This window comes from Pseudomonas sp. 22490, assembly GCF_052044465.1.
GTDB lineage: Bacteria > Pseudomonadota > Gammaproteobacteria > Pseudomonadales > Pseudomonadaceae > Pseudomonas > Pseudomonas aeruginosa.
The window spans coordinates 85,549-107,210 of the sequence record NZ_JBQENS010000010.1 but is presented as its reverse complement, the minus strand read 5'-3'; the positions used below and the strand labels follow the sequence as shown (position 1 = coordinate 107,210).

General features: G+C 65.4%; 21 protein-coding genes. 7 read left to right on the top strand and 14 right to left on the bottom strand.

Annotated elements, in window-relative coordinates; translation table 11 throughout:
• The first annotated feature begins 9 nt into the window (after window positions 1–9).
• The gene (locus tag ACTJJX_RS13510) at window positions 10–1,212 is read left to right on the top strand and encodes an acyltransferase family protein (RefSeq protein WP_016852292.1); all 1,203 of its coding nucleotides are present in this window, start codon (window positions 10–12) and stop codon (window positions 1,210–1,212) included.
• On the opposite strand, the gene ACTJJX_RS13505 is transcribed toward ACTJJX_RS13510, so the two are convergent.
• The 3 genes from ACTJJX_RS13505 to ACTJJX_RS13495 form a co-directional block, all read right to left on the bottom strand.
• Complete coding sequence (locus tag ACTJJX_RS13505) at window positions 1,209–1,793, bottom strand: YqaA family protein (protein WP_003114135.1); 585 nt, start codon at window positions 1,791–1,793, stop codon at window positions 1,209–1,211. The genes ACTJJX_RS13510 and ACTJJX_RS13505 overlap by 4 nt on opposite strands.
• A 1-nt stretch (window position 1,794) precedes the next feature.
• The gene (gene ybaL, locus ACTJJX_RS13500; protein ID WP_009316038.1) at window positions 1,795–3,498 is read right to left on the bottom strand and encodes a YbaL family putative K(+) efflux transporter; all 1,704 of its coding nucleotides are present in this window, start codon (window positions 3,496–3,498) and stop codon (window positions 1,795–1,797) included.
• Between the two features lie 378 nt (window positions 3,499–3,876).
• The gene (locus ACTJJX_RS13495) at window positions 3,877–4,359 is read right to left on the bottom strand and encodes an acyl-CoA thioesterase (protein ID WP_003097040.1); all 483 of its coding nucleotides are present in this window, start codon (window positions 4,357–4,359) and stop codon (window positions 3,877–3,879) included.
• 160 nt (window positions 4,360–4,519) lie between these two features.
• On the opposite strand from ACTJJX_RS13495, the gene ACTJJX_RS13490 reads away from it, so the two are divergent.
• A complete protein-coding gene (locus ACTJJX_RS13490; RefSeq protein ID WP_016852293.1) occupies window positions 4,520–5,269 on the top strand; it encodes a hypothetical protein in 750 nt (249 codons plus the stop codon).
• Window positions 5,270–5,316: 47 nt separating this feature from the next.
• Here the strand turns inward: ACTJJX_RS13490 and ACTJJX_RS13485 are convergent, their stop codons facing one another.
• The 3 genes from ACTJJX_RS13485 to ACTJJX_RS13475 form a co-directional block, all read right to left on the bottom strand.
• Window positions 5,317–6,075, bottom strand: coding sequence for an SDR family NAD(P)-dependent oxidoreductase (locus tag ACTJJX_RS13485; protein ID WP_003097046.1), 759 nt, complete (start codon window positions 6,073–6,075; stop codon window positions 5,317–5,319).
• A gap of 94 nt (window positions 6,076–6,169) precedes the next feature.
• Complete coding sequence (locus tag ACTJJX_RS13480; protein ID WP_003114138.1) at window positions 6,170–7,537, bottom strand: glutamine synthetase family protein; 1,368 nt, start codon at window positions 7,535–7,537, stop codon at window positions 6,170–6,172.
• Window position 7,538: 1 nt separating this feature from the next.
• Window positions 7,539–8,933, bottom strand: a complete 1,395-nt coding sequence (locus tag ACTJJX_RS13475; RefSeq protein ID WP_003114139.1) for an aspartate aminotransferase family protein — start codon at window positions 8,931–8,933, stop codon at window positions 7,539–7,541.
• Between the two features lie 115 nt (window positions 8,934–9,048).
• On the opposite strand from ACTJJX_RS13475, the gene ACTJJX_RS13470 reads away from it, so the two are divergent.
• Together ACTJJX_RS13470 and ACTJJX_RS13465 are read left to right on the top strand one after the other, a co-directional pair.
• Entirely contained in the window at window positions 9,049–9,831 is a 783-nt protein-coding gene (locus tag ACTJJX_RS13470; RefSeq protein ID WP_016852294.1) for an SDR family NAD(P)-dependent oxidoreductase, read from the top strand.
• Window positions 9,832–9,895: 64 nt separating this feature from the next.
• Entirely contained in the window at window positions 9,896–10,576 is a 681-nt protein-coding gene (locus ACTJJX_RS13465) for a GntR family transcriptional regulator (protein ID WP_003097059.1), read from the top strand.
• 16 nt (window positions 10,577–10,592) lie between these two features.
• On the opposite strand, the gene ACTJJX_RS13460 is transcribed toward ACTJJX_RS13465, so the two are convergent.
• The 3 genes from ACTJJX_RS13460 to ACTJJX_RS13450 all read right to left on the bottom strand — a co-directional run bounded on the left by ACTJJX_RS13460 (window position 10,593) and on the right by ACTJJX_RS13450 (window position 12,475).
• Window positions 10,593–10,805: a YgdI/YgdR family lipoprotein gene (locus ACTJJX_RS13460; RefSeq protein WP_003097061.1), complete on the bottom strand. Its 213-nt coding sequence runs from the start codon at window positions 10,803–10,805 to the stop codon at window positions 10,593–10,595.
• A gap of 217 nt (window positions 10,806–11,022) precedes the next feature.
• Complete coding sequence (locus ACTJJX_RS13455) at window positions 11,023–11,424, bottom strand: SMI1/KNR4 family protein (protein ID WP_003099687.1); 402 nt, start codon at window positions 11,422–11,424, stop codon at window positions 11,023–11,025.
• A gap of 196 nt (window positions 11,425–11,620) precedes the next feature.
• On the bottom strand, window positions 11,621–12,475 hold the full coding sequence (locus ACTJJX_RS13450) for a Tim44 domain-containing protein (protein WP_003099685.1): 855 nt from the start codon (window positions 12,473–12,475) through the stop codon (window positions 11,621–11,623).
• A 361-nt stretch (window positions 12,476–12,836) separates the two neighbouring features.
• Between ACTJJX_RS13450 and ACTJJX_RS13445 the strand changes: the two genes are divergently transcribed.
• Window positions 12,837–14,594, top strand: a complete 1,758-nt coding sequence (locus ACTJJX_RS13445) for a cation:proton antiporter (RefSeq protein ID WP_003099684.1) — start codon at window positions 12,837–12,839, stop codon at window positions 14,592–14,594.
• A 315-nt stretch (window positions 14,595–14,909) separates the two neighbouring features.
• A complete protein-coding gene (locus ACTJJX_RS13440) occupies window positions 14,910–16,217 on the top strand; it encodes an MFS transporter (protein WP_003097074.1) in 1,308 nt (435 codons plus the stop codon).
• A 415-nt stretch (window positions 16,218–16,632) separates the two neighbouring features.
• Here the strand turns inward: ACTJJX_RS13440 and tonB1 are convergent, their stop codons facing one another.
• Entirely contained in the window at window positions 16,633–17,664 is a 1,032-nt protein-coding gene (gene tonB1, locus ACTJJX_RS13435; RefSeq protein WP_003121399.1) for an energy transducer TonB1, read from the bottom strand.
• 92 nt (window positions 17,665–17,756) lie between these two features.
• The gene (locus ACTJJX_RS13430; protein ID WP_023082784.1) at window positions 17,757–18,725 is read right to left on the bottom strand and encodes a CobW family GTP-binding protein; all 969 of its coding nucleotides are present in this window, start codon (window positions 18,723–18,725) and stop codon (window positions 17,757–17,759) included.
• A 102-nt stretch (window positions 18,726–18,827) separates the two neighbouring features.
• On the opposite strand from ACTJJX_RS13430, the gene ACTJJX_RS13425 reads away from it, so the two are divergent.
• Window positions 18,828–19,196, top strand: coding sequence for a hypothetical protein (locus ACTJJX_RS13425; protein ID WP_003121401.1), 369 nt, complete (start codon window positions 18,828–18,830; stop codon window positions 19,194–19,196).
• A 152-nt stretch (window positions 19,197–19,348) separates the two neighbouring features.
• Here ACTJJX_RS13425 and ACTJJX_RS13420 read toward each other — a convergent pair whose 3' ends face one another.
• Genes ACTJJX_RS13420 through dksA form a run of 3 tightly spaced genes read right to left on the bottom strand, consistent with a single transcriptional unit; the run spans window position 19,349 to window position 21,608 of the window.
• Window positions 19,349–19,990, bottom strand: a complete 642-nt coding sequence (locus ACTJJX_RS13420) for a DUF1826 domain-containing protein (RefSeq protein ID WP_003114143.1) — start codon at window positions 19,988–19,990, stop codon at window positions 19,349–19,351.
• Window positions 19,987–21,189 carry a zinc metallochaperone GTPase ZigA gene (zigA, locus tag ACTJJX_RS13415; RefSeq protein ID WP_016852295.1) on the bottom strand — a complete coding sequence of 401 codons (1,203 nt, stop codon included), beginning with the start codon at window positions 21,187–21,189 and terminating at the stop codon, window positions 19,987–19,989. Before zigA ends, ACTJJX_RS13420 begins: the two co-directional genes overlap by 4 nt.
• Before the next feature lie 14 nt (window positions 21,190–21,203).
• Complete coding sequence (dksA, locus tag ACTJJX_RS13410; protein ID WP_015649887.1) at window positions 21,204–21,608, bottom strand: RNA polymerase-binding protein DksA; 405 nt, start codon at window positions 21,606–21,608, stop codon at window positions 21,204–21,206.
• Window positions 21,609–21,662 lie beyond the last annotated feature (54 nt).

Genomic DNA, 21,662 nt, shown 5'->3' with positions numbered 1-21,662 from the left:
GACCGACGAATGAGCCCCACCAGCGCCCTACCTGCCCTAGCCTGCCTGGCTGTTGCGCTCGCCACCTGTGAGTTCATTCGTCGCCTTGGCAGCGCGCGCCTGCCCGCTTCCCGGTTCGTCACCATCGACGGCCTGCGCGGTTACCTGGCGTTCTTCGTTTTTCTCCATCACTCGTCCATCTGGTACTACTACCTGAAGGATGGTCTCTGGCAACTACCGCCGTCCCGGCTCTACGCCCATTTCGGCCAGACCAGCGTCGCGCTGTTCTTCATGGTCACCGGCTTCCTCTTCGCTCACAAGCTCCTGCACAGCCGCGGCACGCCGATCAGATGGCTGGATGTCTATGCATCGAGGATTGCCCGGCTGCTCCCAGCCTATCTCCTGGCAATGGCACTGCTATTCCTTTTGGTGTTCACGGCCACCGGCTTTTCCCTACGCGAGGCGCCCTCGGCCCTGCTTGGCAAGATGCTCGACTGGTTGCTCTTCTCGATACCGAGCAAGCCTGACATGAACGGTTTCATCGAGACATTCCGCATCGTGGCAGGGGTGACCTGGACGCTGCCCTATGAGTGGTTGTTCTACTTCTGCCTGCCATTCCTCGGCGTCCTGCTCGGGAACCGTCCTTCCCCAGTAGCCATGGCCATCATGGCAGGCATGATCTGGCTGGTACTGAAAGCCTGGCAGCCGAACTGGACGCTCGCCTATATGTTCGTCGCTGGTGGGTTGTCAGCGCTCGCGGTACGCTCGACGCACCTGCAGCGATTCGCCGCGAGTATCCCCGGCAATCTCCTATGCCTGGCGCTCCTGCTCCTACCCGGAGTGCTCTTTCCCAGCGCCTATCAGGAAACGGCGATCCTCATTCTCGGCCTGGCTTTCCTGCTGATTGCGGCGGGTTCGAGCCTATTCGGCCTGCTGACTCAAGCACTGTCCCGCTTCCTCGGCGAAATGACCTACAGCATGTATCTGCTGCACGGGTGCATCCTATTCATCAGCTTCGAACTGCTGATCGGCAGGGACAACGCCAAGGCGTTTTCCGCTCTGGAACACTGGCTGGTCATAGGTGCGATCACTCCCCTGGTAGTGCTCGCGTCGTATCTATCCTTCCGTTTCATAGAAAGTCCGGCCATGCAACGCTCCAGACAACTCAGCGCTCTGCTGGGCAAACCGATGCTGGCGCTCAAGCGCCTGGGCCGTCACCCGACTGCTGGCTAAAGAACGTATTTCCCCAACATCAACCCACCGACCACCATCACCGCCATCAGCACGAAAGCCATGCCCAGACGCCGCTCGATCAGGGTCTTCAGGCGTGGGCCAGCCCAGAACAGCAAAGCGCAGGTAGCGGCGAAGCGCAGGCTGCGGGCGACAAGGCTGAGGCCGACGAACAGCCAGAGGTCGAGCTGGGTCACTCCGCTGGTAATGGTGATCACCTTGTACGGCAGCGGCGTGAAGCCGCCGCCCAGCAGCACCATCAGCCAGCCCAGTTCGTTGTAGCGTTCGGCGACCTGTTCGAAGTTCTCCAGCAAGCCATAGAACGCCAGGATCGGCATGGCCACGCTCTCGAACAGCAGCAAGCCGATGAAATAGCCGGCGATGCCGCCCAGCACCGAGCTGATCGCGCAGATCGCCGCGTAGCGCCAGGCCTTGGCCCGGTTGGCCAGGACCATCGGCACCAGCAAGGCGTCCGGCGGAATCGGGAAGAACGAGCTTTCGGCGAAGGTCACCCCGCCCAGGGCCAGCTCCGCGCGGGGATGGCCGGCCAGGCGCAGGGTCCAGTCGTAGAGACGGCGCAACATGTCAGGCCGACTGCGGCAGCGGTGCGTCGGCGCCGCGCTCGTCACGGTCGAGTCCCAGGCGATGGACCATGCCGCAGGCGATCTCGCGCTCGCCCATGATCACCAGGTTGGCGCCGTTCTGCTCCAGGTAGTCCACCTCGGCGTCGAAATGCGCCCGGGCGACGATGTCCAGCGGCGGGTTCACCGCGCGGGCGTGGCTGGCGATCTGCCCGGCCTCGAAGCCGTTGGGAATGGCGATCAGCAACCAGCGCGCCTCGGCGATGTTGGCCAGCTCCAGCACGCCGGGACTGGCGGCATTGCCGAGGACCACGCTGTAGCCCTGTTCGCGCAGTTCGTCGGCCTTGTCGCGCTTGTCCACCACTACCACGAAGGGCGTCCCGGCGGCGCGCAGGCGAGCGCTGACCAACCCGCCAACCCGGCCATGACCGATCAGCACCGCATGCTCGCGCTCCAGGATCGGCGGCGGCAGGTCCTGCGCCGGCATCTCGCGGACCCCGCCAGCGGCCTCCGCCAGGCGCTGCTCCTTGCGTTGCTGCAGGCGATCGATGGCGATGAACAGCAGCGGATTGACCAGGATCGACAGGATCGCCCCGGCCAGCACCAGGTCGCGGCTCTGCTCCGGCACCAGTTCGAGGCCAATGCCCAGGCCGATGAGAATGAAGGAAAACTCGCCGATCTGCGCCAGGCTGGCGGCGATCACCAGTGCGGTGCTGTTCGGATGGCCGAAAGCGCGGACGATCAGGTAGGCGGCCACCGACTTGCCGAAGACGATGACCAGGAAAGTGGCCAGGACCGTCAGTGGCTCCTGCAACAGGATCATCGGATTGAACAGCATCCCCACCGAGACGAAGAACAGCACCGCGAAAGCGTCGCGCAGCGGCAACGAGTTCTCCGCCGCCTCGTGGCTGAGCTCGGACTCGTTGAGAATCATCCCGGCGAAGAAGGCACCTAGCGCGAAGGACACCCCGAACAGCACCGCCGAGCCATAGGCGATGCCCAGGGCAATGGCCAGCACGGCCAGGGTGAAGAGCTCCCGCGAACCGCTGGCGGCGATCCTCTCCAGCACCCAGGGCACCACCCGGCGACCGCCGAAGATCATCAGGGCGACGAAGGCGGCGACCTTGCCCAGAGTAATCAGCAGCGGCCAGAGCAGACCGGCTTCGCCGCCGTCGGTCTTGCCGCCGAGGGTGCCGGCGAGCGCCGGCAGGAGCACCAGGGTCAGGACCATCGCCAGGTCCTCGACGATCAGCCAGCCGATGGCGATCCTGCCACGCTTGGTGTCCAGCAACTGGCGCTGCTCCAGGGCGCGCAACAGCACCACGGTACTGGCCACCGACAGGCTCAGGCCGAATACCAGGCCGCCGCCGAAGCTCCAGCCGAGCAGCTTGGCCAGGCCGATGCCAAGCAGCGTGGCGACGCCGATCTGCACCAGCGCCCCGGGAATGGCAATGGCCTTCACCGAGAGCAGGTCCTTGAGCGAGAAGTGCAGGCCGACGCCGAACATCAGCAGGATCACGCCGAGTTCGGCGATTTCCTGCGACAGCGCCTGGTCGGCGACATAACCGGGAGTGAACGGCCCGGCCAGGACGCCCGCGAGCAAGTAGCCGACCAGCGGCGAAATGCGCAGGCGATTGGCCAGGGCCCCGAAGAGGAAGGCGAGGACGAACCCCGCGGCGAGTGTGGTGAGTAACGGCGTATGGTGCATCAGGACTCCCGGCAACACGGGGAACGCGTCCTCCGCGGCCTGGCCGGCGGACGACGACGTTCGAAATGGATCACGGACCCGCGCCCGTGACGGCAAGGCGGAAAGGCTTTCCGCCAACGGAGCCGGGCAGAGCGACCGGCCCATGGCATTCGAGCGACCCGACGGCGGCTATGGTTCCTGGCGAAACCCGGCGCGATACCGACAGGTTAACCCGTTGACGTTGCTGGAGTTTTAACAGGCACGCCGGTTTCTTATCAAGAAATGTCAGGAATGGACGCCAGCAGAGGCAAACCTCTGCGTTTTCTTATGAAAAGCTGCGAAAATTCGCGAAACGGCAGCAGGTCCGAAGCGGGCTCGACCGGACACTGGCAGCCTTCCTCATCCGTCTTCGCGAATCGCCTGGTAGCGGGCCTCCAGCTCCGCGCGCAGCTGGCGGCGTTGTTGGGCCTGGGCGAAGCGGCGCTTCTGCTCGGCGGTTTCCAGCTCCAGCGGGCGGACGGCCACCGGCTTGCGCTCGTCATCCAGGGCGACCATGGTGAAGAAACAGCTGTTGGTATGACGCACGGACTGCTCGCGGATGTTCTCGGTGATGACCTTGACGCCGATTTCCATGGAAGTCCGCCCGGTGTAGTTGACCGAAGCGAGGAAGGTCACCAGTTCGCCGACATGCACCGGCTCGCGGAAGATCACCTGATCCACCGACAGGGTCACCACGTAGCGACCGGCATAGCGACTGGCGCATGCATAGGCGACTTCGTCCAGATACTTCAGGAGGGTGCCGCCATGGACATTGCCGGAGAAATTGGCCATGTCCGGAGTCATCAGCACGGTCATCGACAGTTGGTTGTTTCCGGGTTGCATAGCGCTTTTTCTCTCATCAGGACGGGCGGGGGACACCATAGACGCAAACGAAGACGGCAGCGGCCACAAATTTTCAATCGTCATGATCGAAATCGCGCCGGGTCGTGCAGACATCCGCGGGCTTTTCTAGACTGGCCCTTTTCCACCGGGAATCGCTCCAATGCCTGCCGCCATACGCATCCTTCTCCTGGCCCTGGCCCTGGCCGTGCTTGCCGGCATCGGTGCCGCTGCCATCCAGGCCGAGGATACGCCCTGCGCCACCGCCGCGGAATGCAACACGCGCGGCACCCAGGCTTATCGACAGGGGAGTTATCCACAGGCGCTGGACGCCTTCGCCTGGCAATTGCGCCTGGCCGAGCGCCAGGAACAGGGCGGAGCCGACTCGGAACAGGCGCTGAACAATCTCGCGCTGACCAGCCTCAAGGCCGGGCAACCGGGACGCGCCCGCGCCTGGATGAACCTGGCGCTGGATCGCGGCTACAGCGGCAAGGCCACGCGCTACAACCTGGAACAGGTTGCCCTGAAAGTCGACTATCCGTCCCTCCAGGGCCTCGCCGGGCACTACCTGCGCTACGCCGGGCAGGCCGAATGGGAAAGCCTGCAGATCGAACCGGTGAAGGGCGGCTACCAGGCGAGCTTCGCCCTGATGCGCATCGGCAATCCGGAGAAACTGATGGAATATGGGCCCGCGGCGGTCGGCGAGCTGTCCGGTCGGCTGGAGGGGCAAGGCGCGCTCTACCGGCTGCGCAGCGAAGGCCTGGGCGCCGGCTGCAGCCTGCTGGTATGGCAGGAAGGCATCGACCTGCGAGTGGTGGAGAGCCTTGGCGGGAACTGCCAGGGTTACGGCGGCATGGGCATCGCCGCCGCCGGTAACTGGGTGAAGATATCCAGTCAGGCCAGGGACGACTGAAACTTTTCCACAGGCCGCTCCAGCGGAGCGACCCGTGGAAAATCCACTCAGCGGCCAGCGGACAGGCCGAAGTCCACCGCCAGGTCGGCACCCGTGATCGCTTCGGCCTGAGGGCCGCAGAGATACCAGACCAGCTCGGCGACTTCTTCCGGGCGGATGAAGCGTGCCGCCTTGCCCTGTGGATAATCCTTCAGCAGCGCGCGCTTGTAGCCATCCGGATTGCCCATCCCATAGCGTTCGGCCTGGTAGTCGAGCATCGGCGTGGCGATATCCGCCGGCGACACGGCGTTGACCCGCACGCCCTGCTCGGCCAGTTCCAGCGCCAGGGTCTTGCTCAGCATGGTAAGCGCCGCCTTGCTCGCGCAATACGCCGCCGAACCCCGGTAGGCCTGGCGTCCGGAGTCGCTGGAGATGTTGACGATGCTGCCCTGGTTTTCCTTCAGGTAGGGAATCGCGGCCTGGCACATGTAGAAGGAGGCCTTGAGGTTGACTCCCAGGACCAGGTCGAAATCCTCCTCGGTGAAGTTTTCCACAGGCCCCTCGCGCCAGACGCCCGCGGCATTCACCAGGGCGTCGAGACGTCCGGTACGGGCGAGAATCTTCGACATCAGGGTATGGCAGTTATCCGCGCTGCGCAGGTCGGCGACCCCGCTGGCGTCCAACGGCACCTGCGCGTTCAGCGCGTGCAGGCCCTCCTTATCCACATCCGTGGCGGCGATGCGCCAATGACTCTGGGCGAAACGCTTGGCGATTGCCCGGCCCAAGCCGCCGGCTGCACCAGTGATAAGAACGACGGGCGTGCTCATCTGCTTTTCCTTACTCCTGTGCCGCGTGGAAAACACCGACGGCCAATCGGCCGCCCGCTTCAATGACTGACCGGCAACGCCGGCAGCCGTTCATTCAGGCCTGGTTGAGATACCAGCGCCAGTCCTGCTCGCCGACCTCGCCCATGAAGGCACGGTATTCGGCCTGCTTGATCGCCAGGTAGATCTTCAGGAAATCCTCGCCGAGCGCCTCGCGCGCCCAGGCCGAGCCCTCCAGCGCGCGCAGCGCGGTCAGCCAGTCGCTCGGCAACGCCTGGGTGGCTTGAGCGTAGCCGTTGCCGGTGATCGGCGCACCGGGGTCGAGTCGCTCGCGAATCCCCAGGCGCACCGCCGCGAGCAACGCCGCCGCCGCCAGGTAGGGATTGGCGTCGGCGCCGCAGATGCGGTGCTCGATGTGCCGGCTGGACGCCGGGCCGCCGGGAACCCGCAGCGACACGGTGCGGTTGTTGATTCCCCAGGTCGGCGCCAGCGGCGCGTAGCTGTTCGCCTGGAAGCGGCGGAACGAGTTGGCGTTCGGACAGAACAGCGCCAAAGACTCCAGCAGGCACGCCTTCATTCCACCGATGGCCTGGCGCAGCAGCGGGGTCCCGGCCGGGTCCTCGCTGGCGAACAGATTGTTGCCAGCGGCGTCGGCCAGGCTGACGTGCAGGTGCAGGCCGCTGCCGGAAAGATCGGCGAACGGCTTGGCCATGAAGCAGGCCTGCAACCCATGGCGATTCGCCACGCCCTTGACCAGGCGCTTGTAGCGCACGCCTTCGTCGATCGCCTGGAGCGTGTCGAAGCGATGCTGCAGGGTAATTTCCACCTGCCCCGGCGCGTACTCCGAAATCGCCGTGCGCGCCGGCAGGCCCTGGGCCTCGCAGGCGGCATACAAGTCATCGAGGAATGGCTGCAACTGCTCCAGCTCGTAGACGCCATAGACCTGGGTCGCCCGCGGCCGCTGGCCATTCATCTGTAACGCCGGCAACGGCCGGCCGTCGCTGTCGCGTTCGCGGTCGAGCAGGTAGAACTCCAGTTCCACCGCCATCACCGGGTGGAAACCCTCCGCCTGCAGGCTGTGGATAACCCGCTGCAACACATGCCGGGGATCGCCCGCCGCGGCCGGTAGCCCGAGTTCGGGATGCATGCTGACCTGCACCTGGCCGGTCGGTGACTGCCGCCAGGGTTGCAGGGTCAGGCTGCCGGGCAGCGGGAAGGTCCAGCAATCGGCATCGCCGACGTCCCAGACCAGGCCGGTCTCCTCGACGTCATCGCCATTGATGGTCAGGCCGAGGATGGTGCTCGGCAGCGGCCGCCCGCTTTCGTAGACCGCCAGCAGCTCGTCGCGATGCAGCAGCTTGCCGCGCGGCACGCCGTTGGCGTCGATCAGGAACAGCTCGATGCTGCGCACCTCGGGGTGTGCGGCGAGGAACTCGCGGGCTTCCCGCGGATCGGCGAAATGCATCTCAGGCCTCCCGCGCGCCGGGTATGGCGAGCAGCTCGCCGAGCGCCTCGTCGAGGCTGGAGAGCAGGCGGTCGACATCTTCTTCGCGAGTGTCCGGGCAACACAGGGTCATGTTGTGGAACGGCGTGATGAGGATGCCGCGGTTGATCAGATACAGGTGCAAGGCCATCTGCAGGCTGTCGTGGAACGCCGCCTCGGCGGCCGCGCCGTCGCGTGGGGGTTGCGGGCAGAACTGGAACTCGCTGCGCGCGCCGAGCTCGGTCACCGACCAGGCCAGGCCGTGCTTGTGGATAATCCTGCGGAAGCCCTCGGCCAGACGCGCCGCCAGGGGCAGCATGTGGGCATAGGCGGTATCGGTCATCACCTCTTCCAGGTTGGCGCGCATACAGCGCATCGCCAGGGCGTTGGCCGACAGCGTGGTACCCATGCCGCTGTGGCCGTGGCCTTCGCTCTGCTCGCTGGCACGTGCCCTGGCCAGTTGCATGGCGCTGGCCATCGCCGCGCTGCAACCATACACCGAGCACGGTACGCCGCCGGCGATCGGCTTGCCGAGGGTGATGAAGTCCGGCTCGAGCTTCCAGGCGCGGGTACAGCCGCCAGGACCTGTGGAGATGGTGTGGGTCTCGTCGATGATCAGCAGCGTGCCGTGACGACGGGTCAGCTCGCGCAGCTTCTGGTGGAAGCCGGGTTGCGGCAGGACCATGCCGATGTTGGTCATCGCCGGCTCGCAGAGCACGGCGGCCACGTCTTCGCCGGCCAGCGCCCGCTCCAGGGCCTGGAGGTCGTTGAACGGCACCGCGCGGCTGAACTGGGTGAGGTCGTGGGCCTGGCCGAGCAGGCCGGAGCGATGCACGGTGCGGCCGTCGCGGCAGCGAACCAGGGTGTCGTCGACCGTGCCGTGGTAGCAACCGTCGAATACCAGCACCACCTTGCGACCGGTGATCGCACGCGCCCAGCGCAGGACGAAGCGGTTGGCGTCGGTAGCGGTGGTCGCTACCTGCCAGAACGGCAGGCCGAAGCGCTGCGCCAGCAGCTCGCCTGCGACGATGGCATCCTCCCCCGGAAGCATGGTGGTCAGGCCGTTCGCGCCCTGCTCGGCGAGCGCCCGGGCGATCGGCGCCGGAGAATGGCCGAACATGCTGCCGGTATCGCCCAGGCAGAAGTCCACGTAGGCGTGGCCGTCCACATCATGGAAACGCGCGCCGTGGGCACGCGCCACGAACAGCGGACAGGGTGTTGACCAATCGCTCATCCAGTGCATCGGTACGCCGTCGAACAAGGCGCGCCGGGCTCGCTCGGCGAGCGCGACGGACTGTGGATTCTGCGCAAGGAAACGTTGCTGCTCGCGGGCCATGAAGGTTTCCACGGCGGCTTCGGCGATGCCACTGGCGGTCATTTCGAACACCTCGTTTTTTATTTCGCACAACTTTCATTTGTGATCACAAAAAAGTCAATACAGTATTTGAAAGCACTGATAATCTGTTTTCCATATCAATTTTGTGATCACAAAAATGAATGACTTTTCGAAGTGGACAGGCCAGGTCGCGCTCATCAGCGGCGCCGGCAGCGAACTCGGCATCGGTTTCGCCATTGCCCGGCGGCTGGCCCGCGAAGGCGTGCGCCTGCTGATCACCGCCAGCAGCGAGCGGATTAGGCAACGAGCGGAGGAACTGAGCGCATGTGGTCACGACGTGCGCGCCGCGAGCGCCGACCTGACCGACGAAGCCCAGGTGCAGGGCCTGCTGGACTGGGCCGAAGCCCAGTGGGGACGGGTCGACATCCTGGTGAACAATGCCGGCATGGCCCAGTTGGACAGCGCGGAGCCCTTCAGCGCAGTGGAAGCGACCTCGCTGCGGGATTGGCAACTGTCCCTGTCGCGCAACCTGACCAGCGCTTTCCTGCTCACCCGCGGCCTGCTGCCGGGCATGCGCGAGCGCGGCTACGGGCGCATCGTCAACGTCGCCTCCACCACCGGAACCCGCGGCAGCAACCCGGGCGAAGCCGCGTATAGCGCGGCCAAGGCCGGTCTGGTCGGCTGGAGCATGGGCCTGGCGCTGGAGGTGGCGAAGAGCGGCATCACGGTGAACAGCGTCGCGCCGGGCTGGATCGCCACCGCCTCGAGCACCGCCGAAGAACGCAAGGCCGCCCTGGCCAGCCCCAGCGGACGTGCCGGCCGGCCCGAAGAGGTGGCCGCCGCGGTGGCCTTCCTCGCCTCGCCCGAAGCCAGCTTCGTCAACGGCGAACTGCTGGTGGTGGACGGCGGCAACTGCCTGATCGAAAACAAACGGAGCTGAACATGCGCAACTGCAACCTGACGCTTTCCCAGCTTCCGGCGCCACCGGCGACCCGGAGCTGACCATGGCCGAGAATCTCCAGGAACGACTCTACCAACGACTGCGGGAAGACTTGCTGGCCGGACGTTTCCAGCCCGGCGAGCGACTGAAGATCCGCGACCTGGCGAACCAATGGGGCACCAGCCCGATGCCGGTTCGCGCCGCCCTGCAACGGTTGGTGGCGGAAGGGGCGCTGGAGGGCGAGGCACAACGCTCGCTCAGGGTGCCGCTGATGACCCGCGAGCGTTTCCTGCAGATCCTCCAGGTGCGCCTGTCCCTCGAAGGGCTGGCGGCCGAAAGCGCCAGCGGCCGGCTGGACGAGCAGGCACTGGAAGGACTCGAAGGTTGTCTGCGGCGAATGGAGGACGCCTTGCGCCGACGCGAGGTACAGGCCTACCTGGAAGCCAACAGCGAATTCCACCTGACGCTCTACCGCGCCTGCGGCAACCCGGTGCTGCTGCGTCTCATCGAGACGCTCTGGCTACAGGTCGGGCCGTTCTTCAACCGGCTGTTCACCGAGGCCGACCTCTCCCTACGTCTGAACGATTTCCACGAGGACGCCCTGGACGCGCTACGCCGCGGCGACGGCCCGGCCGCGCGCGCGGCGATCGAACAGGACCTGGCCTACTTCGGCCAGTACCTGCTGAACCTCCTGGAGCTGGAGGCCCGGCCACGAAAGCGACACCGTTCCGGCGAGCACGCCTGACGGGAGATAAGCGCCGCTACTGCGGGCGAATGGTGCGCACATTGTCCTTCTTGATCAGAATGGTGTCGCCATTCAGCTGTTCGAACTCGTAGTAGTCATTGTATTTGTCGTAATCCGACTGATCCTTGACCAGGACCTCGCTGCCATCTTGCAAAGTGACCACCGCCTGGTTGGCGCAACCCGCCAGGCTGGTCAGCAGCAATGCAGCGAACAGAGCTTTGAACTTCATAGAATCTCCACACGGGGCAGCGCACTTGCCTACATCCGGAGCGACAAGTGCGGAATTGCCCTTGTGACCGTCGCAATCGAGGGAAATTCCTTAGCGCAGCGGCGCTTTGTCGGAGACGAAGCGCCGACGGCGACGCGCTGGGCCTCCAGGCAGCCTCGCGCGACGTCGGGGAGTCAGCGGCAAAGGCGCGTTGCAGAGCCTTTGCGGTGGTTCAGGCTCAGCTCTCCAGCCAGACGTCGCGAGCCCAGACCCACACCGAATCCCAGCTTTCATCGGTGAGGTCGCCATCGGCCCAGAGCACCACCTCGCCGTCCTCCGCCACGCAGTAGTAGCTGCCGTCGTCCTCGCAAAGCGGGATCAGCTCGCGCGGAACGCCCAGGTCCCAGGCAGTGGCCGCCACTTCGGGCAGGTAGGTGTGCGAGTGCGGATCGGTGACGGTCACCGGCTCCAGGCGGCCGTAGACCACATCGCTGACCAGCAGGAGAAATTCGCGGAACTCGGCGGGAATGCCGATCAGCAGCTCTTCCTCGATTTCCACCAGCAGTTCTTCTTCCGGCAGTTCCAGGGGCACCGGAACCGGTTCGTTGAGTTCACGCAGTTTTTCGATGACGTCTTCCACGACAGGCTCTCTCGCAACGGGTGGCGCGCTTTTTATACAGTAGCCGCACCGAGCGCAAGACAAGTGTCGCGGCTGGCCTTCGGCCATGGCGCCGGACGAATGGTCGGTCAACCCGCCAACGGAGATGAAAAAACCCCCGTTCCCTGGCGGAAGCGGGGGTTTCGGCGGCCCCCGAAGGGACCGCAACCACTCGGGATCAGTTCTGCCGGATACCGGCCACCAGCCATGGCTGGTTCTCGCCCTGGGCGCGCTCCATCCGCCAGCTTTCGCTGAAGGCTTCGCCCTGGTCGAAGCGCGAGGTCTTCGACACACCGCTGAAGGTCAGGGTGGCGATGGTCTTGTCGGCCTGGTCGTCGACGCCGTCCAGTTGCACGACCAGGTTGTCGATGTAGGTGGACTGGTAGGCGTCGCCGATCTCGGCGCGCTCCTGCTTCAGCCATTGCAACATCTGCGGGGTGACGAACTCGGCGATCTTGTCCATCTCGTTGGCATCCCAATGCTGCTGCAGGGACATGAAGTGTTCGCGAGCGGCACCGACGAAGCGCTCCTCGTTGAACCAGCTCGGCGCGTTGATCACCGGGCTCGGCGCAGCGGCAGCAGCGGCGGCGCCACCGAAGATCGGCGCCTGGGCCGGCATTTCGCGCTGCATCGGCGCGTGCCCGGCCATTGCAGGCTGGCCCTGGTTCTGCTGGCGCCGGCGAGCGGCGATGAAGCGGAAGGCGATGAAGGCCACCAGGGCGATCAACAGGATGTCGAGCATCTGGATGCCCTCGAAGCCGTCGCCCATGAACATGGAAGCGAGCAGGCCGCCCGCGGCGATACCGGCCAGCGGGCCGAGCCAGCGCGAAGCACCGCTGGCGGCAGCGGCGGGACGAGCGGCGTTGGGGGCGGCAGCAGTGGCGTTCGGCGCAGTGGCCGGCTGCGCCTGGCGGGTCTGGTGGCTGGGTGCCGAGCCGAGGCTCTTGCCGCCGCCGAAGCGCTTGGCATTGGCATCCAGGCTGACGGTCAGCGCCAGGCAGAAGGCGAGGGCGATGCTGAGAACACGCTGCATTGTAGTCTTTCTCTCTTGGGGGAATCGACGCGCGCCATGTTGCGGCGGTACGGGCGACAGGACCAGCCGGATTTTGTTTCGGGCTATTGCTCCCCGGCCGCCGTTTTTTCGCCCGCCGCGTCTGGCTCGCGGGTCGGCGCCAGGGTACACCCTCGTTGCCGGGGACGACAGGCATGCACGCGGATCGGCGCGCGAAGATCCGCCCGGCGACCCGGGAAGCACAACGCAGAGCCTCGCCGAAACGTCTGTTACAGTTTTTTTCAGCCCACCGATCAAGCACTTGCGGATGCTAGTCTGCGGGTCTGCGAGGCCGCCCGGTCGCCGCGTCTGCCGACCCATTCCCCGAGCGAGGACCGCCGCCATGCATGCCGTCGATTTCATCCAGGACCTCGCCGTGATCATGCTGGTGGCGGGTGTGGTCACTATCCTCTTCCACCGCCTGCGCCAACCGGTGGTCCTCGGCTACATCGTCGCCGGCTTCATCATCGGCCCGCACACCCCGCCCTTCGGACTGATCCACGACGAAGACACGATCAAGACCCTGGCCGAACTCGGGGTGATCTTCCTGATGTTCTGCCTCGGCCTGGAGTTCAGCCTGCGCAAGCTCTTCCAGGTCGGCGCCACGGCGTTCATCGCGGCGTTCCTGGAAATCGTCCTGATGATCTGGATCGGCTTCGAGATCGGTCGCTTCTTCGAGTGGAGCACCATGGACTCGCTGTTCCTCGGCGCGATCCTGGCGATCTCATCCACCACCATCATCGTCAAGGCGCTCGGCGACCTGAAGATGAAGAACGAGCGCTTCGCCCAACTGATCTTCGGCGTGCTGATCGTCGAGGACATCCTCGGCATCGGCATCATCGCCCTGCTGTCGGGAATCGCCGTGAGCGGTTCGGTGGAAACCGGCGAGGTGTTCTCCACGGTCGGCAAGCTCAGCCTGTTCATGATCGTCGCGCTGGTCGTCGGCATCCTCCTGGTGCCACGCCTGCTGGCCTACGTGGCGAAGTTCGAGAGCAACGAGATGCTGCTGGTCACCGTGCTCGGCCTGTGCTTCGGCTTCTGCCTGCTGGTGGTGAAGCTGGAATACAGCATGGTGCTCGGCGCCTTCCTGATCGGCGCGATCATGGCCGAGTCGCGCCAGTTGGTGCAGATCGAACGATTGATCGAGCCGGTCCGTGACATGTTCAGTGCGATCTTCTTCGTCGCCATCGGCCTGCTGATCGACCCGAAGATCCTCGTCGAGTACGCCTGGCCGATCGCCCTGATCACCGTCGCGGTGGTGCTCGGCAAGATGTTCTCCTGCGGCATGGGTGCGTTCATCGCCGGCAACGACGGACGCACCTCGCTGCGGGTCGGCATGGGCCTGTCGCAGATCGGCGAGTTCTCCTTCATCATCGCCGCCCTGGGCATGACTCTGAAAGTCACCAGCGACTTCCTCTACCCGGTGGCGGTAGCGGTCTCGGCCATCACCACCCTGCTCACCCCGTACCTGATCCGCGCCGCCGACCCGCTCTCGCAGCACCTGGCCAACGCCATGCCGCAGCGCATGGCGAGGATCTTCGGCCACTACGGCGACTGGCTGCGCAGCATCCAGCCGCAGGGCGACCGTGCGGTGCTGGCGGCGATGATCCGGCGCATCTTGCTGCAGGTCGGGGTGAACCTGGCGCTGGTGATCGCGATCTTCCTCGCCGGCGGTTATTTCGCCGATACGCTTTCCGCCTGGATGAGCCAGTGGGTCGCCTACGACGGGCTACACAAGGCATTGATCTGGGGCGGCGCGCTGCTGGTCTCGCTGGCCTTCCTGATCGCCGCGTACCGCAAGCTCAAGGCCCTGTCGATGCTGCTGGCCGAACTCGGGGTCAAGCCGGAGAAAGCCGGACGCCATACGGCGCGGGTACGTCGGGTGATCTCCGAGATCATCCCGCTGCTGTCGCTGGCCGGCATGATGGTGCTGCTGGCGGCGCTCAGCTCGAGCATCCTGCCGCCGGGCGAGTTGCTGGTCGTAGTGGTGCTGGTCGCCGGCCTGGTGATCGCAGTGCTCTGGCGCTGGCTGATCCGCGTGCATTCGCGGATGCAGATCGCGCTGATGGAAACCCTCGACCAGGAAAAGGGCAGCCACTGAGAGCCAAGCGATCCCGGCCTGCCGTCGAATCGGCGGATAACCACGCTGCGGTTATTCGCCCTCGCCTGCACCTGGTGTCGCTATCGGACCCTTTGCCCTGAAGGATCGGCGGATTTCCGCTTATCCACTCTCCCGGTCGGCGGACTCCCGCTCGGCCAAGACCACCCCGCTCCTCTTCCAACCCAGTCCCCACGCGGCTTTCCCGCGTTGGCACGGCACCTGCTATCGAGCCATCCAATACGTCGCCCTCGCGATGTGCCGGTGTGCTGCGCCCTGATCAGCACATCCAAGACAACAACGAAAAGAGGAAACACGATGGAAAGCGCCAACGCCATTTCCGCGTCTGCCCAGCCCCGCACCACTTCGCAACGCATCAAGTCGATCTTCAGCGGTTCCGTCGGCAACCTGGTCGAGTGGTACGACTGGTACGTCTACGCCGCCTTCTCGCTGTACTTCGCAAAGGCATTCTTCCCCCAGGGCGACATGACCGCCCAACTGCTGAACACCGCAGCTATCTTCGCCGTGGGCTTCCTGATGCGCCCGATCGGTGGCTGGCTGATGGGTATCTATGCCGACCGCAAGGGCCGCAAGGCGGCGTTGCTGGCCTCAGTGCTGCTGATGTGCTTTGGCTCGCTGATCATCGCCCTGACCCCCAGCTATGAAACCATCGGCGTCGCCGCGCCGATCCTGCTGGTGGTCGCGCGCCTGCTCCAGGGCCTGTCGGTCGGCGGCGAATACGGCACCTCCGCCACCTACCTGAGCGAGATGGCGAACAAGGAACAGCGCGGGTTCTTCTCCAGCTTCCAGTACGTGACCCTGATTTCCGGCCAGCTCATCGCCCTGGCGGTGCTGATCGTCCTGCAACAGACCCTGACCGTAGAACAACTGGAAAGCTGGGGCTGGCGCGTCCCCTTCTTCATCGGCGCGCTGTGCGCAGTGGTGGCGATGTTCCTGCGTCGCGGCATGGAAGAGACCGAGTCCTTCTCGAAGAAGAAGGAAGAGCCGAAGGAAAGCCTGCTGCGCACCCTGCTGCGCCACCCGAAGGAAGTGCTGACCGTGGTCGGCCTGACCATGGGCGGCACCCTGGCCTTCTACACCTACACCACCTACATGCAGAAGTACCTGGTGAACACGGTAGGCATGAGCAAGACCGATTCGACCATGATCTCGGCTGCCACCCTGTTCCTCTTCATGCTGCTGCAGCCCATCGTCGGCGCCCTCTCCGACAAGATCGGCCGGCGGCCGATCCTGATCGCCTTCGGCGTACTCGGCACCGTCTTCACCTACCCGATCCTCAGCACCCTGCACAGCGTCGACAGCTGGTGGGGAGCGTTCTTCCTGATCATGGCGGCGCTGGTGATCGTCAGCGGCTACACCTCGATCAATGCGGTGGTGAAGGCCGAACTGTTCCCCACCGAGATCCGCGCCCTGGGCGTCGGCCTGCCGTATGCCCTGACCGTGTCGATCTTCGGCGGCACCGCCGAATACGTTGCCTTGTGGTTCAAGAGCGTCGGCCTGGAGAGCGGCTTCTACTGGTACGTCACCGCCTGTATCGCCTGCTCGCTGCTGGTCTATGTGTTCATGAAGGACACCCAGAAGCACTCGAAGATCACGACCGATTGATTGAGCCTCGTGCTCATGGCCCCGACACACTCCGGGCCTTTTTATCCACAGGACGGCGACCTTCGGGTCGCCGTCCTGCTTTTTGGCGCGGCAACCGATTCCCCCACACCCGCCGACTGTTGGTCTACGGCACGGCATCCCGACCGGAGCCCTAGGGCGCGCAACGCCGGCGGCGTAATCATCCGGTGTCCCTGCGTTCCACGGCGGATAACCGCAAGCGGTTATTCGCCCTGCGGCTCGTCATTCCGGCGGGGCTGGAACCTTGGCGCGCAAACGCCGATCTCCTCGCGTTCCCACGGTGGAACAGCGCAAGGGGCCTGCCGTCCCCAGGCAGCGAAGCCCCGTCTGCGAGACCTACCGGGAATAAAAAAACCGCGCTCGAAGGCGCGGCTCTTTTCGTTGTCAGAGAACCGCCTCAGCGGCGCTTCTCGATCTTGAAGAAAAACATCTTGGTCGCCTGGCGGGCGACGATCTTGCCACCACTGACACGCGGCTCGAAACGCCACTTGGCCATGGCCTGGCGCACTTCGCGGTCGAACATGCGCGACGGCACCGACTCCAGCACCTGGATGTCGTCAATGCGGCCATCGCTGGTGATGGTGAACAGCACCTTCACCCGGCCTTCGATACCCCGGGCCTGGGCCATCCGGGGATAGACCGGAGGATCCATGCGCAACGGCTTGATGTCACTGTCGTTGAGGCTGCCGCTGGGCAGGCCGGCCGGACCTTGCGAGCCGCTGGGCGCGGTCTGCGCGCCGGGCGTGCTCTGCCCGACGGTAGGTGCGGGCGGCGGCGGGGCGGCGCTGGACGGGCTGGGCTGGCTGGATGCCTCCGTGCTCGGCTCGGGTTCCGGCTTGGGTTTGGGTTCCGGCTTCGGCTTGGCCTTCGGAATGGCGTTTTCCACCGGTTTGGGCTTGGGTTTCGGCTTGGGCTTGGGTTTTTCCACCGGCTTCGGCTTCGGCGGCTCCGGCTTGGGTTCCTCGATCTTCGGCGGCGTCGGCTCCGGCGCGGCAGCCGGCGGCTGCGGGGTCGGCTCGGCCTTCTTCTCGAGCTGGACGAAATTCACCTGCATGGTCTTCGGCAGTTCGCCGTGGCCAAGGTTGAGTTCGGCCGGGGTCGGCATCACCCACACCAGCGCACCGATGATCGCCACATGCATCGCCACCGCCGCGCCGGAGGACAACCACCAGCGCGACTTGGGCGGCTCGCCGGGGACGTCTTCGGGATCGCTGCCATGGGCGTAGGGGATCAGCACTTCCTCGACCGCCACTTCCTCGTCGCGGCGCGCGCCGGAGCAGTCCACCACGCGCAGGTTGGGTTCTCCGCGCTGGGCATTCACGCATGGCAGGGACTCGCTTTCGTCTCCCTGGGCGGGAGCGGTGGGGTGGTCTTCGGCGAGCGCGGCCAGCGAAAAACGGTCAGGCGACCGTGAAGGCTGTGGCGACATGAGGGCGACCTGCGGAGAAGTGAAAGGTAAGGAAGTAGAGTCTTCTGATAATTATTATCATTCAGTCGCGTCCTCAGGGCAACCTTGGCGGATCATTCCGCGACCATCCGACACGCCAGGAACGCCTCTTCGAGCGCCTCTTCATCCGCGCCTGCGGCGAGGATCAGTTCCAGCCGATTATCCCGCCGCCACGAGGATTTGCCCCAGTTATCCACAAACGGCGCGGCATTCGCTGCATACCAACCGTCCGCGCAATGCAGCACCGCCTTGGCCCGCCGCAGTCCGGACAAACGGTTCAGCCAGGCGTCCACTGCGACCCGATCGAAACGCACCGACGGCGCCAGCCGCCAGCCGATGGCGAACTGGCCGTCCTGCTCGCGCACGGCGCGCAGCGGTCGCTCGGCGGGCAGCACCGTTCCCAACTGAGCAGGCGCCTCCGGCAGGGCCGCCCAGGTCGTCGCGCTACCTTCCCCGGCAACGCTGGTCGGCAGATCGCGCAATGCCAGGTGACCGCGCACGCTCCAGCGCAACGGCAGGACCGGCAGGCGCGCACGCACGGCGCAGCGCTGCGTCGCGTCGAGCGTTTCGGATTTGTTCAGCAGCAACATGCCGGCCGCTTCCAGCGCCTGTTCCTGTGCCTCCGGCAGCGGTTGGCCGGAGGCCAGCGCCGCGGCATCCAGCACCACTACCAGGGGTTGCAGGGCCAGGACGCCGGACCAGGGAGGAGCCTGCAGCTGTTTCCACAGCGCCTGCGGATGTCCCAACCCGGAGGGTTCGATGAACAGCCGGTCCGGCCGTGCCCGACGCAACAAGCGACCGAGCCCCACCTGGAACGGCACGCCATTGACGCAGCAGAGGCACCCGCCCGCCACCTCGCCGATGGCCACGCCGTCGACGTCCGTGGCCAGCAGCGCGGCATCCAGGCCGATCTCGCCGAACTCGTTGACCAGCACCGCCCAGCGCTCGCCCGCCGGCTTCTGCGCCAGCAGCGAGCGGATCAGGCTGGTCTTGCCGGCCCCCAGGGGGCCGCCGATCAGGTGTGTGGGTATCTCTCGAAGCATCTGCGCAACCGGAATGTGAAAGCCTGTGGATCAATGCGGTCCTTGCCTGCGGGGAGCCAGGCCCCGTGCTAGAGTCGCGCCCGTCTGCAATGGAGTCCTCGCATGCGTCCGTTCCTGTTCTTCCTGTCCTGCCTGCCGGGCCTGGCCCTGGCCGAAGCCTGCATCGTCCATAGCCAGGCGAAGAATCTCGACGTGAAGGTCTGCCAGCAGAACCGCAGCATCCCGGCCAAGCTGTTCCACGAAGGCTTCTGCCAGCCACAACTGCAGGGCCAGAAGGTCGAGGTGACGTTCGCCGAGGAGTGTCCGACGGGCGCCTTCGGTGTCTGCCGCGACGCCAGGGTACCCAACGCGCCCTATCGGCAGGACATCTTCTACTACGGCATCGCGACCGACGCACGCTACCTGGAGCCGTTCTGCGCCAGCCAGAGCCAAGGTCGCTGGGAAGAGCCTAGCGCCGCGAAAAAGCCCTGAGCGCGTCATCAGCCTGTCACAGCGTCAGGGCTAAATGGGAGTCGGGTACCTCAGCACCCTTCGTCCCCATCCCCAAGGTAGGACGACTTTTTGGTGATAGGCCATCTGCGGATGGCCTTTTTTTATTCCTCGAAAGACACTTGTCCACAGGCTCAGGCAAGCCAGTCCAGGGTCAACAGCAGGCGCGCCAGCCCAGGCTCCGCTCGCGGCGAGCGATGCACCAGCCCGGCACCTTCGTTACCCTCCCAGCGTTCGCCCTTGAGCAGCGCCACGTCGCCCGTGGACAAGCTGTGGATAAGCTGTTCGTCGACAACTTCGGCCTGCGCTCCGCCAAGCAGCCGACGGTCCAGGCCGGACTCGTCCAGCCATTCGCTGGCGGCGCCCTGGTAGGTGGTGACCAGCCGCAGCGGCACGTGGTCGACGTGGAAACGCGGGCACATCGGTTTATCCAGAACGCGCAGGCGCAGGCCGATACGCCGCGCCCCGGTCAGGCAGGAGAAGGCCTCGACCAGCCAGCCCAGGTCGTCGAGGAAATCGGTTTGTCCCGGCAGTTGCTGCGCGTCGAGCAGGCCGTCCAAGACGGGTAGCCGTTCCTCTTCCATCTCCAGCGTCTGGCTCAGCGCCAGTCCCGGCCGGTTGCGCACCAGGGCGGCGGCGAAGTCGCGCAGCGCCGGGCTCAACCGGCGTGTCCAGACCGCCAGGTTGACGCCCTCGCGAAGCACCTCGGCCAGCACCTGGGGGTCGTCATCGAACGCCTGGCGCGGCAACGGTTTTTCCTGCGGCAGTGCGCTCATGCGGCGTGCCCCCAGTCCTCGAAGGGGTCGTCCAGGCCCTGCCAGCCGGGGATGCCCAGGTTCATCTCGGCGTCATCCAGCAGGCAGGCGTCCAGGGCTGCGCGCAGGGCCGCGAAGTCCAGGTTCTGACCGATGAAAACCAGCTCCTGGCGACAGTCGCCGACGCCTTCCTCCCAGTGCCGCATGATCGCCCGCAGGCCCTCTTCGTCCTGTGGCCACTGTCCGGTCGGCACGAAGCGCCACCAGCGGCCCGCCAGGCCGTAACGCATCAGGCCGCCGGCCTGCGACCAGCTGCCGGCCTCGCGGGGCCGGCTGGCGAGCCAGAAGAAGCCCTTGGAGCGCAGCAGCCGCCCCTGCTTCAGCGGATTGTGCAGGAAGGCGTGGAAACGCGCGGGGTGGAACGGCCGGCGCGCCCGGTAGGCCATGGAGGCGATGCCATATTCCTCGGTTTCCGGCAGGTGCTCGCCGCGCAGTTCCTTCAGCCAGCCCGGCGCGGACGCCGCGCGATCGAAATCGAAGCGACCGGTATCGAGGATCTTCGCCAGCGGCACCTGACCCATCACCATCGGCAGGATCTCCGCCTCGGCATTGAGCTGGCGCAGGATCGCCAGCAGTTCCTCGCGCTGCTCGCTGGAGATCAGGTCGATCTTGCTGACCAGGATCACGTCGGCGAATTCGACCTGGTCGATCAGCAGGTCGGTGATCGAGCGCTGATCCTCCTCACCGAGGGTTTCGCCACGATTGGCCAGGCTGGCGGCCTCCTGGTAGTCGCGGAGAAAATTCATCCCGTCGACCACCGTGACCATGGTATCCAGTCGCGCCACGTCGGACAGGCTGCGGTCCAGCTCGTCGCGGAAGGTGAAGGTCTCGGCCACCGGCATCGGTTCGGAAATCCCGGTGGACTCAATCAGCAGGTAGTCGAAGCGGCCTTCCCGGGCGAGACGGCCGACCTCTTCCAGCAGGTCTTCGCGCAGGGTGCAGCAGATACAGCCGTTGCTCATCTCCACCAGGCGTTCTTCAGCGCGGTTCAGGCTGACATCGCGCTGGACCTCGCTGCCATCGATATTGATTTCGCTCATATCGTTGACGATCACCGCAACCCGTCGGTTCTCGCGGTTCTTCAGCACATGGTTGAGCAGCGTGCTCTTGCCGGCGCCGAGAAAGCCGGACAGCACGGTGACAGGTAGGCGTTGGTTCACGGTTGGTAACCTCTTCAGTTGTGCCGCACGTGGCGTTCGCGCTTCTCCTGGCGCTCTTTCGCCTCGATGCAGAGGGTGGCGGTGGGACGCAACAGCAGGCGGCGCAGGCCGATCGGCTCGCCGGTTTCCTGGCACCAGCCGTAGTCGCCGCGGGCCAGGCGCTCCAGCGCTTCGTCGATCTTGTCGAGCAGCTTCTTCTCCCGCTCCAGCAGGCGAAGTTGCCATTGCCGCTGTTCCTCGCGGGAAGCCAGGTCGGCCTCGTCGCTGGGGCGTTCGAGATCGCGCAGCTCGCCGAATTCGCCTTCGATGCGCGCCTGAAGTTCCTGGCGCTGACGCAGCAACAGGTCGCGGAAGAAGTCCTGCTGGGTTTCGTCCATGTAGGCAGCGTCGGGCTGGGCAAGCAGTTCCTGTTCGGTCATGGGCTGAACCTGGGAAATTTAAAACGTTATACTATAACAATTAACACCACAATC

Bases quoted from the DNA above. Each gene is read 5' to 3' on its own strand.
- ACTJJX_RS13450 (WP_003099685.1), bottom strand. From the start codon at position 12,475: ATGCAGCGTGTTCTCAGCATCGCCCTCGCCTTCTGCCTGGCGCTGACC.
- ACTJJX_RS13510 (WP_016852292.1), top strand. From the start codon at position 10: ATGAGCCCCACCAGCGCCCTACCTGCCCTAGCCTGCCTGGCTGTTGCG.
- ACTJJX_RS13460 (WP_003097061.1), bottom strand. From the start codon at position 10,805: ATGAAGTTCAAAGCTCTGTTCGCTGCATTGCTGCTGACCAGCCTGGCG.
- ACTJJX_RS13470 (WP_016852294.1), top strand. From the start codon at position 9,049: ATGAATGACTTTTCGAAGTGGACAGGCCAGGTCGCGCTCATCAGCGGC.
- ACTJJX_RS13420 (WP_003114143.1), bottom strand. From the start codon at position 19,990: ATGAGCGCACTGCCGCAGGAAAAACCGTTGCCGCGCCAGGCGTTCGAT.
- ACTJJX_RS13430 (WP_023082784.1), bottom strand. From the start codon at position 18,725: ATGCTTCGAGAGATACCCACACACCTGATCGGCGGCCCCCTGGGGGCC.
- ACTJJX_RS13475 (WP_003114139.1), bottom strand. From the start codon at position 8,933: ATGACCGCCAGTGGCATCGCCGAAGCCGCCGTGGAAACCTTCATGGCC.
- ACTJJX_RS13485 (WP_003097046.1), bottom strand. From the start codon at position 6,075: ATGAGCACGCCCGTCGTTCTTATCACTGGTGCAGCCGGCGGCTTGGGC.
- ACTJJX_RS13505 (WP_003114135.1), bottom strand. From the start codon at position 1,793: ATGTTGCGCCGTCTCTACGACTGGACCCTGCGCCTGGCCGGCCATCCC.
- ACTJJX_RS13490 (WP_016852293.1), top strand. From the start codon at position 4,520: ATGCCTGCCGCCATACGCATCCTTCTCCTGGCCCTGGCCCTGGCCGTG.
- ACTJJX_RS13495 (WP_003097040.1), bottom strand. From the start codon at position 4,359: ATGCAACCCGGAAACAACCAACTGTCGATGACCGTGCTGATGACTCCG.
- ACTJJX_RS13445 (WP_003099684.1), top strand. From the start codon at position 12,837: ATGCATGCCGTCGATTTCATCCAGGACCTCGCCGTGATCATGCTGGTG.
- tonB1 (WP_003121399.1), bottom strand. From the start codon at position 17,664: ATGTCGCCACAGCCTTCACGGTCGCCTGACCGTTTTTCGCTGGCCGCG.
- ACTJJX_RS13465 (WP_003097059.1), top strand. From the start codon at position 9,896: ATGGCCGAGAATCTCCAGGAACGACTCTACCAACGACTGCGGGAAGAC.
- dksA (WP_015649887.1), bottom strand. From the start codon at position 21,608: ATGACCGAACAGGAACTGCTTGCCCAGCCCGACGCTGCCTACATGGAC.
- ACTJJX_RS13440 (WP_003097074.1), top strand. From the start codon at position 14,910: ATGGAAAGCGCCAACGCCATTTCCGCGTCTGCCCAGCCCCGCACCACT.
- ACTJJX_RS13480 (WP_003114138.1), bottom strand. From the start codon at position 7,537: ATGCATTTCGCCGATCCGCGGGAAGCCCGCGAGTTCCTCGCCGCACAC.
- ybaL (WP_009316038.1), bottom strand. From the start codon at position 3,498: ATGCACCATACGCCGTTACTCACCACACTCGCCGCGGGGTTCGTCCTC.
- ACTJJX_RS13425 (WP_003121401.1), top strand. From the start codon at position 18,828: ATGCGTCCGTTCCTGTTCTTCCTGTCCTGCCTGCCGGGCCTGGCCCTG.